The organism is Nonomuraea sp. NPDC050691 (assembly GCF_040654455.1).
Lineage (GTDB): Bacteria > Actinomycetota > Actinomycetes > Streptosporangiales > Streptosporangiaceae > Nonomuraea.
Window position 1 is genome coordinate 1 of sequence record NZ_JBFAIA010000269.1, and the last position, 8,008, is coordinate 8,008.

At 49.0% G+C, this 8,008-nt stretch carries 4 protein-coding genes, 2 tRNA genes and 3 rRNA genes; 7 read left to right on the forward strand and 2 right to left on the reverse strand.

Going from position 1 to position 8,008, the window contains the following annotated elements:
• Positions 1 to 448 (reverse strand): phosphotransferase (locus AB0H81_RS42620; protein ID WP_358387552.1); only part of this gene is annotated, 448 nt, incomplete at its 3' end.
• Positions 449 to 972: 524 nt separating this feature from the next.
• On the opposite strand from AB0H81_RS42620, the gene AB0H81_RS42625 reads away from it, so the two are divergent.
• The 7 genes from AB0H81_RS42625 (at position 973) to AB0H81_RS42655 (ending at position 7,587) form a co-directional block, all read left to right on the forward strand.
• Positions 973 to 2,513: ribosomal RNA gene (locus tag AB0H81_RS42625) — 16S ribosomal RNA — on the forward strand.
• Between the two features lie 105 nt (positions 2,514 to 2,618).
• A tRNA-Ile gene (locus tag AB0H81_RS42630) sits at positions 2,619 to 2,695 on the forward strand.
• A 5-nt stretch (positions 2,696 to 2,700) separates the two neighbouring features.
• A tRNA-Ala gene (locus tag AB0H81_RS42635) sits at positions 2,701 to 2,776 on the forward strand.
• A 348-nt stretch (positions 2,777 to 3,124) separates the two neighbouring features.
• Positions 3,125 to 6,013: ribosomal RNA gene (locus tag AB0H81_RS42640) — 23S ribosomal RNA — on the forward strand.
• A gap of 94 nt (positions 6,014 to 6,107) precedes the next feature.
• Positions 6,108 to 6,221, forward strand: a 5S ribosomal RNA gene (rrf, locus tag AB0H81_RS42645).
• The 16S, 23S and 5S rRNA genes sit together here with 2 tRNA genes alongside, the layout of an rRNA operon.
• Positions 6,222 to 6,595: 374 nt before the next feature.
• Complete coding sequence (locus tag AB0H81_RS42650) at positions 6,596 to 6,898, forward strand: helix-hairpin-helix domain-containing protein (protein ID WP_358387555.1); 303 nt, start codon at positions 6,596 to 6,598, stop codon at positions 6,896 to 6,898.
• A gap of 275 nt (positions 6,899 to 7,173) precedes the next feature.
• Complete coding sequence (locus tag AB0H81_RS42655) at positions 7,174 to 7,587, forward strand: type IV pilin protein (protein ID WP_358387561.1); 414 nt, start codon at positions 7,174 to 7,176, stop codon at positions 7,585 to 7,587.
• Between the two features lie 79 nt (positions 7,588 to 7,666).
• Here AB0H81_RS42655 and AB0H81_RS42660 read toward each other — a convergent pair whose 3' ends face one another.
• A complete protein-coding gene (locus tag AB0H81_RS42660) occupies positions 7,667 to 7,975 on the reverse strand; it encodes an undecaprenyl-diphosphate phosphatase (protein WP_358387558.1) in 309 nt (102 codons plus the stop codon).
• Positions 7,976 to 8,008: the final 33 nt, after the last annotated feature.

Here is an 8,008-nt window from a genome sequence, read left to right on the forward strand (position 1 = left end):
CATCGCGCCACCAGTCATCATAACGAGGGTTTTTCATTTTTAAAGGAAAGTCTTGACCGGCTAAATGCATTTTGGCCAGCATAGCACCGGTATGGAAGCATTGAGCCTCAGTTGGCCAGCCGGTATCCGAGCCATTCAAACAAGTAACCAAACAAGCCGGTTTTCCGGCCAAAATAGAATGCAGTCTGCCATCTTTGCGAGCAATCGGAGCAGCGCAGGCAACACCATTCAGACTCAAATGCTGGTTTAGTTCTAGAAAGAAAGGCAGTTCTTCTGATTTCAAAACCTCAAAAACAGTCAATACATAACGACCGGTTGAAGTAGTCAAAAAATAATTACTGTTAGTAATTCCTTGAGCAATCCCCTGCAAAGAAACAAAATCTCCCAAATCATATTGCAGAAGGAAGTCACGCATTTGAGTGTCGGAAACACTTGTATAGACAGACATAGCAAACTCGAGGCTGATATAAAAGAATCAAGGAAGCATCATACCAAAAAACAAGCGCTAATAATATAAATTAAAGCGAGGGTCAAATTCAAAAGGCCGTCTGAAAGAGCATTTCAGACGGCCTTTAGTTTGTGTTTTTTTGTATATTTGGAGAGTGTAGAAAGGTTGTTGGAGTTTTTTATAAAATAAAAACCCTGTTAAAACAGGGTGGTGGTTAAATTTCTGAAAATAATTTTGCGAAAGGTGTTGACTGGTTTTATTGTGAGGCGTATAGTTCTGTTCTTCGCTGCTGACGCGGTGAAGAAAACGAAGCAGACAGTATAACACAGTTAGTTAGAATTTTCGATAATTTTAGTTGACATTTGCTAAATGTACTGTATAATTCGATTCGCTCTTTAAAAACAGATTACCGATAAGTGTGAGTGCATTAGGCCTCACACTGTTTGAAAGACAGACAAGATGATGTTTTAGACATTGTCCTGTCGGTTTCTTTGAAGCAGACCAGAAGTTATAAGTTAGAGATTGAACATAAGAGTTTGATCCTGGCTCAGATTGAACGCTGGCGGCATGCTTTACACATGCAAGTCGGACGGCAGCACAGAGAAGCTTGCTTCTTGGGTGGCGAGTGGCGAACGGGTGAGTAATATATCGGAACGTACCGAGTAATGGGGGATAACTAATCGAAAGATTAGCTAATACCGCATATTCTCTGAGGAGGAAAGCAGGGGACCTTCGGGCCTTGCGTTATTCGAGCGGCCGATATCTGATTAGCTAGTTGGTGGGGTAAAGGCCTACCAAGGCGACGATCAGTAGCGGGTCTGAGAGGATGATCCGCCACACTGGGACTGAGACACGGCCCAGACTCCTACGGGAGGCAGCAGTGGGGAATTTTGGACAATGGGCGCAAGCCTGATCCAGCCATGCCGCGTGTCTGAAGAAGGCCTTCGGGTTGTAAAGGACTTTTGTCAGGGAAGAAAAGGCTGTTGCTAATATCGACAGCTGATGACGGTACCTGAAGAATAAGCACCGGCTAACTACGTGCCAGCAGCCGCGGTAATACGTAGGGTGCGAGCGTTAATCGGAATTACTGGGCGTAAAGCGAGCGCAGACGGTTACTTAAGCAGGATGTGAAATCCCCGGGCTCAACCTGGGAACTGCGTTCTGAACTGGGTGACTAGAGTGTGTCAGAGGGAGGTAGAATTCCACGTGTAGCAGTGAAATGCGTAGAGATGTGGAGGAATACCGATGGCGAAGGCAGCCTCCTGGGATAACACTGACGTTCATGCTCGAAAGCGTGGGTAGCAAACAGGATTAGATACCCTGGTAGTCCACGCCCTAAACGATGTCAATTAGCTGTTGGGCAACTTGATTGCTTAGTAGCGTAGCTAACGCGTGAAATTGACCGCCTGGGGAGTACGGTCGCAAGATTAAAACTCAAAGGAATTGACGGGGACCCGCACAAGCGGTGGATGATGTGGATTAATTCGATGCAACGCGAAGAACCTTACCTGGTCTTGACATGTACGGAATCCTCCAGAGACGGAGGAGTGCCTTCGGGAGCCGTAACACAGGTGCTGCATGGCTGTCGTCAGCTCGTGTCGTGAGATGTTGGGTTAAGTCCCGCAACGAGCGCAACCCTTGTCATTAGTTGCCATCATTTAGTTGGGCACTCTAATGAGACTGCCGGTGACAAGCCGGAGGAAGGTGGGGATGACGTCAAGTCCTCATGGCCCTTATGACCAGGGCTTCACACGTCATACAATGGTCGGTACAGAGGGTAGCCAAGCCGCGAGGTGGAGCCAATCTCACAAAACCGATCGTAGTCCGGATTGCACTCTGCAACTCGAGTGCATGAAGTCGGAATCGCTAGTAATCGCAGGTCAGCATACTGCGGTGAATACGTTCCCGGGTCTTGTACACACCGCCCGTCACACCATGGGAGTGGGGGATACCAGAAGTAGGTAGGGTAACCGCAAGGAGCCCGCTTACCACGGTATGCTTCATGACTGGGGTGAAGTCGTAACAAGGTAGCCGTAGGGGAACCTGCGGCTGGATCACCTCCTTTCTAGAGAAAGAAGAGGTCTGATGCATTCACACTTATCGGTAAACTGTAAAAGATGCGGAAGAGAAAAGCTTGAGTGAAGACAAGATTCGCTTAAGAAGAGAATCCGGGTTTGTAGCTCAGCTGGTTAGAGCACACGCTTGATAAGCGTGGGGTCGGAGGTTCAAGTCCTCCCAGACCCACCAAGAACGGGGGCATAGCTCAGTTGGTAGAGCACCTGCTTTGCAAGCAGGGGGTCATCGGTTCGATCCCGTTTGCCTCCACCAAGAACTTTACAAATCAAAGGAAGCCTGCTATACTTAGCAGCTTATTTTGATTTGCGAAGTGAAATATCGACGCATCGATCTTTAACAAATTGGAAAGCCGAAATCAACAAACAAAGACAATGAGTTTGTTTTGATTTTTTGTTCTTTGCAAAGGATGAAAAATCTCTCGCAAGAGAAAAGGAAACAAACACAGTATTTGGGTGATGATTGTATCGACTTAATCCTGAAACACAAAAGGCAGGATTAAGATACAACAAAGCAGTAAGCTTTATCAAAGTAGGAATTTCAAGTTTATTTCCCTAGTCAACGGGTAGGCAAACGAAGTCAAAGAGGTTCTTGAAATGATAGAGTCAAGTGAATAAGTGCATCAGGTGGATGCCTTGGCGATGATAGGCGACGAAGGACGTGTAAGCCTGCGAAAAGCGTGGGGGAGCTGGCAATAAAGCTATGATCCCGCGATGTCCGAATGGGGAAACCCACCTCTTAGGAGGTATCCTTATCTGAATACATAGGATAAGCGAAGCGAACCCGGAGAACTGAACCATCTAAGTACCCGGAGGAAAAGAAATCAACCGAGATTCCGCAAGTAGTGGCGAGCGAACGCGGAGGAGCCTGTACGTAATAACTGTCGAGATAGAAGAACAAGCTGGGAAGCTTGACCATAGTGGGTGATAGTCCCGTATTCGAAATCTCAATAGTGGTACTAAGCGTACGAAAAGTAGGGCGGGACACGTGAAATCCTGTCTGAATATGGGGGGACCATCCTCCAAGGCTAAATACTCATCATCGACCGATAGTGAACCAGTACCGTGAGGGAAAGGCGAAAAGAACCCCGGGAGGGGAGTGAAATAGAACCTGAAACCTGATGCATACAAACAGTGGGAGCACCCTTGTGGTGTGACTGCGTACCTTTTGTATAATGGGTCAACGACTTACATTCAGTAGCGAGCTTAACCGAATAGGGGAGGCGTAGGGAAACCGAGTCTTAATAGGGCGAACAGTTGCTGGGTGTAGACCCGAAACCGAGTGATCTATCCATGGCCAGGTTGAAGGTGCCGTAACAGGTACTGGAGGACCGAACCCACGCATGTTGCAAAATGCGGGGATGAGCTGTGGATAGGGGTGAAAGGCTAAACAAACTCGGAGATAGCTGGTTCTCCCCGAAAACTATTTAGGTAGTGCCTCGAGCAAGACACTGATGGGGGTAAAGCACTGTTATGGCTAGGGGGTTATTGCAACTTACCAACCCATGGCAAACTAAGAATACCATCAAGTGGTTCCTCGGGAGACAGACAGCGGGTGCTAACGTCCGTTGTCAAGAGGGAAACAACCCAGACCGCCAGCTAAGGTCCCAAATGATAGATTAAGTGGTAAACGAAGTGGGAAGGCCCAGACAGCCAGGATGTTGGCTTAGAAGCAGCCATCATTTAAAGAAAGCGTAATAGCTCACTGGTCGAGTCGTCCTGCGCGGAAGATGTAACGGGGCTCAAATCTATAACCGAAGCTGCGGATGCCAGTTTACTGGCATGGTAGGGGAGCGTTCTGTAGGCCGATGAAGGTGCATTGTAAAGTGTGCTGGAGGTATCAGAAGTGCGAATGTTGACATGAGTAGCGATAAAGCGGGTGAAAAGCCCGCTCGCCGAAAGCCCAAGGTTTCCTACGCAACGTTCATCGGCGTAGGGTGAGTCGGCCCCTAAGGCGAGGCAGAAATGCGTAGTCGATGGGAAACAGGTTAATATTCCTGTACTTGATTCAAATGCGATGTGGGGACGGAGAAGGTTAGGTTAGCAAGCTGTTGGAATAGCTTGTTTAAGCCGGTAGGTGGAAGACTTAGGCAAATCCGGGTCTTCTTAACACCGAGAAGTGATGACGAGTGTCTACGGACATGAAGTAACCAATACCACGCTTCCAGGAAAAGCCACTAAGCTTCAGTTTGAATTGAACCGTACCGCAAACCGACACAGGTGGGCAGGATGAGAATTCTAAGGCGCTTGAGAGAACTCAGGAGAAGGAACTCGGCAAATTGATACCGTAACTTCGGGAGAAGGTATGCCCTCTAAGGTTAAGGACTTGCTCCGTAAGCCCTGGAGGGTCGCAGAGAATAGGTGGCTGCGACTGTTTATTAAAAACACAGCACTCTGCTAACACGAAAGTGGACGTATAGGGTGTGACGCCTGCCCGGTGCTGGAAGGTTAATTGAAGATGTGCAAGCATCGGATCGAAGCCCCAGTAAACGGCGGCCGTAACTATAACGGTCCTAAGGTAGCGAAATTCCTTGTCGGGTAAGTTCCGACCCGCACGAATGGCGTAACGATGGCCACACTGTCTCCTCCTGAGACTCAGCGAAGTTGAAGTGGTTGTGAAGATGCAATCTACCCGCTGCTAGACGGAAAGACCCCGTGAACCTTTACTGTAGCTTTGCATTGGACTTTGAAGTCACTTGTGTAGGATAGGTGGGAGGCTTTGAAGCAGAGACGCCAGTCTCTGTGGAGCCGTCCTTGAAATACCACCCTGGTGTCTTTGAGGTTCTAACCCAGACCCGTAATCCGGGTCGGGGACCGTGCATGGTAGGCAGTTTGACTGGGGCGGTCTCCTCCCAAAGAGTAACGGAGGAGTTCGAAGGTTACCTAGGTCCGGTCGGAAATCGGACTGATAGTGCAATGGCAAAAGGTAGCTTAACTGCGAGACCGACAAGTCGAGCAGGTGCGAAAGCAGGACATAGTGATCCGGTGGTTCTGTATGGAAGGGCCATCGCTCAACGGATAAAAGGTACTCCGGGGATAACAGGCTGATTCCGCCCAAGAGTTCATATCGACGGCGGAGTTTGGCACCTCGATGTCGGCTCATCACATCCTGGGGCTGTAGTCGGTCCCAAGGGTATGGCTGTTCGCCATTTAAAGTGGTACGTGAGCTGGGTTTAAAACGTCGTGAGACAGTTTGGTCCCTATCTGCAGTGGGCGTTGGAAGTTTGACGGGGGCTGCTCCTAGTACGAGAGGACCGGAGTGGACGAACCTCTGGTGTACCGGTTGTAACGCCAGTTGCATAGCCGGGTAGCTAAGTTCGGAAGAGATAAGCGCTGAAAGCATCTAAGCGCGAAACTCGCCTGAAGATGAGACTTCCCTTGTGGTTTAACCACACTAAAGAGTCGTTCGAGACCAGGACGTTGATAGGTGGGGTGTGGAAGCGCGGTAACGCGTGAAGCTAACCCATACTAATTGCTCGTGAGGCTTGACTCTATCATTTGAAGAACTTCAAAGATAAAAGCTTACTGACTGATTCAGTCATCACCAAATAATTGATTAAGGCTTTACCGATTTGTAACAGTTTAAGTTTGGCGGCCATAGCGAGTTGGTCCCACGCCTTCCCATCCCGAACAGGACCGTGAAACGACTCAGCGCCGATGATAGTGTGGTTCTTCCATGTGAAAGTAGGTCACCGCCAAACACCCATTCCAAAGCCCCCGACTGATGTCGGGGGCTTTTTACATGCCTGTCGGTTCTGTCGGTTTGGCGATAGGGGATGGGGTAATGGGTGCAAGGATATTGATGAACCGATACCCATTCCGATACCTATTGAGTGTTCGTGCATGCTTGTTGTTTAAATTAAAGGATGACAACTCTGTTGTTATTCTTGAACAAAAGTACTGAAAGTTATGGTTAACTGTTTAGAATATTTGAAATCAAACGATATTTGCGTTAATATGTCGTAAGCATTTGTGTGGGTATGAGCTGTTGCCCTATCTGCGCGTATGTGACAGTGTTTACAGAGTGGAATAAAACCATTCGGTAGGCTTCCTGACTGATTCAATCAAATATGTTATGGGAAAAAATCTGATGAAGAAATTTTTATTTGGTGCATTTGCCGCCGTCTGTGCAGCATTCTCTTTGGCCGCCGTGAATATCAATACCGCGTCTTCTGCCGAACTGGAGGCCTTGCCGGGTATCGGCCCGGCTAAGGCGAAAGCGATTGTGGAATACCGTCAGAAGAACGGTGCGTTCAAATCGGTGGAGGAGCTGAAAAACGTGAAGGGCATCGGTGATGCGGTACTGAACAAGTTAAAGGCGGAGGCGACGGTTTCTTCTGCCGCGCCTAAGGCCGCACAGCCTGCCGTGAAAAAATAAGCCTGACGGTTAACTGCCGTATGCCGCCCCGAGGCTGAACCGTTTGCCGGTTCGGGCTGACGGGCGGCTTTGTATGGGCAGTGGCAATGAAGACTTGGACCAATGGGGGCCATTGAGTAAAGGGACAAACGGATAAGGTGCCTCCTGTCGGATAGGGATACAAAGATAAAGATAAAGATAAAGGGAAGAAAGATATGTACTTAAAAGCATTTGACGGAAAACGGAATGGGGCAGCTGTACAGAGGGGCTACTCCTTGATACAGCTGTTGGTGGTGATGCTGCTGGTTTCGATATTGGCGACGGCGGCATTGACTGCCTATCGGGAGTCAGTCCGTTCGGCCAACTTGCGTGCGGCTCATGCCGCCCTGCTGGAAAATGCGCGCTTTATGGAGCAGTTCTATGCGAAAAAGGGCAGCTTTAAGCTGACGTCGACGAAGTGGCCGGAGCTGCCGGTGAAGGAGGCGGGCGGTTTCTGCATTCGGATGAACGGTCAGGCTAAGGGGATCCTGGAAGGGAAGTTTACCCTGAAGGCGGTGGCTCTGGACAGGGAGGCGGAGCCGAGAGTATTACGCTTGAACGAGTCGTTGACGGCGGTAGTGTGCGGGAAGATGAAGGTGAAGGGAAGCTGTACGGACGGTGAGGAGATATTTAGGGGTAATGATGCGGAGTGTAAACCATTTGGCGCATAGGGTGGTCGTCTGAAGGGATAAAAGAAAAAAGGGCAAAAGAAAAGGACGTGTGTGGACACGTCCTTTGGGGGGAGAGGGGTTATTCGCTCCAGCTGACCCAGCCCAGCATCCAAGTAAGGAGAATCAGACCACCAAATACGATGCGGTAGTAGGCAAAAGGCACATAGTTTTTACTGGAGACAAATTTCAGCAAAGCTTTTACTGCCAATAAACCGGCGATAAATGCTGCGATAAAACCGATGGTAATTTGTCCGACATCTTGCAAGGTAAAGAGTCTGTAGTTTTTTAAGATGTCGTAACCTGTTGCCGCAATCATCATCGGCACGGCAAGGAAGAATGAGAATTCGGTAGCTGTTTTACGTTCCAGCCCCCACAACATACCGCCCATGATGGTACATCACGTTCAGGCAGTACCATCATG

What these genes read in the sequence shown, in the direction of transcription:
- AB0H81_RS42655 (WP_358387561.1), top strand. Translation starts at nt 7,174, where the DNA reads ATGCTGCTGGTTTCGATATTGGCGACGGCGGCATTGACTGCCTATCGG.
- AB0H81_RS42650 (WP_358387555.1), top strand. Translation starts at nt 6,596, where the DNA reads ATGGGAAAAAATCTGATGAAGAAATTTTTATTTGGTGCATTTGCCGCC.
- AB0H81_RS42660 (WP_358387558.1), bottom strand. Translation starts at nt 7,975, where the DNA reads ATGGGCGGTATGTTGTGGGGGCTGGAACGTAAAACAGCTACCGAATTC.